The sequence below is a fragment of the Pantoea sp. Pa-EAmG genome (genome assembly GCF_030024295.1).
GTDB lineage: Bacteria > Pseudomonadota > Gammaproteobacteria > Enterobacterales > Enterobacteriaceae > Pantoea > Pantoea dispersa.
Window position 1 is genome coordinate 1 of record NZ_JASEWO010000309.1, and the last position, 2,572, is coordinate 2,572.

The following is a 2,572-nucleotide window of genomic DNA, read 5'->3' on the forward strand; positions in this document are numbered from 1 at the left end:
TTTGCGGCTATCCGGCGTCAATTGGGCAATCGCCATTGACGGTGTTGGCGCTAAATAGCCAGGTGCAATCATCTCCAGCATTCGCTGAGAAAAGCGCGGAAATTCCGCTTCCATTTTTAGCTGAACACGTGAGGTGAGAAATGCAAAGCCTTCCATTAACCGTTCTACGTAAGGATCGGCGATATCAATGCCGCCCATCCCCAGCCGACCTGCCACTTTGGGATAACGTTCGGCAAACTCGGCGCCCATCTCACGCAGATAGGCCAGTTCACGGTTGTAGTAGTCGAGCAGTTTGCTGTCCATGATTACCCCGCATCCTGTAGTTCGAAATGGCCATTCTAAAGATCGACCTGGGTACGAAACAGAAATTCCAGCGGATAAGGCACACACCATAGACGACCTTTGATCTCAATCGATAACACGTTGTGCAGGTCTAGCGCCGTCAGATCGCTGACACAACGGACCTGCAAACCCTGTGGCAATATGCGTGGTTCAAAATGCAAAATGGCATTGGTCATTTTGCGCTGGATGTCCGGCCATTCGATATCCGACATGTTTTGTCCGGCCAGCGGCGCGACACCGAAATTCCATACCGATCGCTGTACCTCACCAAACGGGCTGAGATCCTGCTGCGCTTCGTTATTGATAGTGTTAAACAGCCACTGTAAATCGCGCAGCACATGGCGGCGTAGCGTGTTATGGGTAATCAGGACGCTGTTGTTCGGCTCGCTCCGTTTATCCGGTGCATCATCTGTCAGGCGATCGAGCAGCGAGGACTGCAACTTGTCGCGTGAGGTCAGCGTGTCGCGGGTTTTACGTGCACGATAGCCGCCGTGCAGCTGTGCATAGCCGTCTTCACGACTCATAAGCTGGCCCGATATCGTTAAAAGTGATGCGCTGAAGTGTCATCAGTGAGAATTCCGCGCTGTCGCTTAGCCAGACTTTCTGTCCCAGACCGATAAACTGGCTGTCAACGTTGCCCAGCGGCTGCCATTCGGTGACGCTGGCGCGCAGCCAGGATTCCTCCGCTTGCGCCGGTAAGGGATAGCGCACCGGAATCTGGCACACCTGTTCACTGCCATCCACCAGTTGGATCAGCGTATGACGCCACACCAAATCCGTTACGCTGGCCGGTGCCTGGAACTGCATTTCCCGGATAGCGGCAAACGGCACCCAGTAATAACGACCATTGACGATGGCTTCACATACTGGACCAAAACGGCTGTCGCCATCCATCAACCACGGGAACGCCACTGACTGGTCCTGCTGCTCTAAGGTACCGGGATTGGCGTCGGCTTGCTCCAGCGCCTGCTGGCGTAGATCTGCGCCGCGTGCCTCATCCCCCTTGACCTCGGCTTGCAACGCCGCCAGCAGGGTTTCACTCCATGCCCAGGCACTGCCTGGCAGTTGGGGCTGCGACTCACCGCGTAACACCGCCGCACGTTGTAATTCCCCGGCAATCGCCTGTTGCAACAGAGTGATGGTGGGTTGTGCCTGTGGGGTAAGCGCCAGCCAGGATTGCAGTTGTGTCTGTGCACGCGTCCAGTTACCGGCCATACACAGCAGTTGGACAAAGGTGGCTCGCAGGTTGGCATCGGCAGGATTGGCCTGAATCTGCGCCGTGGTACGGGCCAGATTCTCTGCCAGTGATGCATCAGCCAGACGTTGTTGTAATGACTCCATGCAAACTCCTTTTGCGCTAGTTAAGGGTGCGGTAAGCCGCTGCGGCCGGATCTTTCAATTCCGGATGCAGTTGCTCCACCAGTTGTACTTTCAGCGGCGCGGCGCTTTTCAACCACGGCAACCAGACTTTGCGCACTTCCTGCAAGCGGGCGCGCAGTGCGCTTTCATCGGCTGCATCGCTGGCGTGCATCTGCACTACCACCTGCTGCGGTGCCTGCCAGCCATTAAATTGGGTACTGAACGGCAGCACCAACCAGCTTTCCGGGGATTTCTCATTAGCCAGCACCATACGTTCACGGTTGACGGTGGTGATGGTCAGTTCGCTGGTCGACTGCCCGCTGCTTAACCCGGCAATCGGGAAACCTTGTAAATAAGTCACAGAGACTGATTTTGTGGCCCCGTTACCCATCTGTGTCAGATTGCTGTTGCCGCTCAACCAGCCATCCTTGCCACACACCAGCCCCTGCTTTGTCGGCACAAAGATGGCGCTGAATTGAGCCGGTTGCTGCCACCAGGTGCGGAAGTGGCAGCCATCTAACAGACTGAATTGCTGCCAGGGCGTGGTGTCCGCAGGCGGTGAACTGATAGTCGGTGTCGGGGTGGCTACCTGAGGTGTTGGGATCGCCGCCTGCGGTGGCGGGGTAACCACCGGCTGCCAATCTTTCGTCCGCTCGGCAGTACCTTCTGCCAGTGCATTACCTTCTGCATCCTGCAATTGCCAGTGCAGTTGTTGCAGCGATTTGCACTGCGACGCCATTAATCCGGCGACACGCGGCAGGAAGCCATCCAGCACGCTGGCACTTTTTTCACCTTTGCTGACGATACGCAGATCCACACTCTTCTGACACCAACTCGCCAGCTGGTTATCTTTGACGTCATCGATCCAGAC

At 56.3% G+C, this 2,572-nt stretch carries 4 protein-coding genes; all 4 read right to left on the reverse strand.

Annotated elements, in window-relative coordinates:
* A partial coding sequence (locus QMM04_RS22065) for a type VI secretion system baseplate subunit TssF (protein ID WP_282997050.1) occupies positions 1-303 on the reverse strand: 303 nt, incomplete at its 3' end.
* A gap of 35 nt (positions 304-338) precedes the next feature.
* A complete protein-coding gene (tssE, locus tag QMM04_RS22070; protein ID WP_282997051.1) occupies positions 339-866 on the reverse strand; it encodes a type VI secretion system baseplate subunit TssE in 528 nt (175 codons plus the stop codon).
* Positions 856-1,683, reverse strand: a complete 828-nt coding sequence (locus tag QMM04_RS22075; protein ID WP_097116749.1) for a type VI secretion system accessory protein TagJ — start codon at positions 1,681-1,683, stop codon at positions 856-858. The genes tssE and QMM04_RS22075 overlap by 11 nt, the downstream gene beginning before the upstream one ends.
* Positions 1,684-1,699: 16 nt before the next feature.
* Positions 1,700-2,572: hypothetical protein (locus QMM04_RS22080; RefSeq protein ID WP_282997052.1), on the reverse strand; the 873-nt coding region annotated here is incomplete at its 5' end.

Excerpts from the sequence above, each read along its gene's own strand:
- QMM04_RS22075 (WP_097116749.1), bottom strand. The coding sequence starts at position 1,683 with ATGGAGTCATTACAACAACGTCTGGCTGATGCATCACTGGCAGAGAAT.
- tssE (WP_282997051.1), bottom strand. The coding sequence starts at position 866 with ATGAGTCGTGAAGACGGCTATGCACAGCTGCACGGCGGCTATCGTGCA.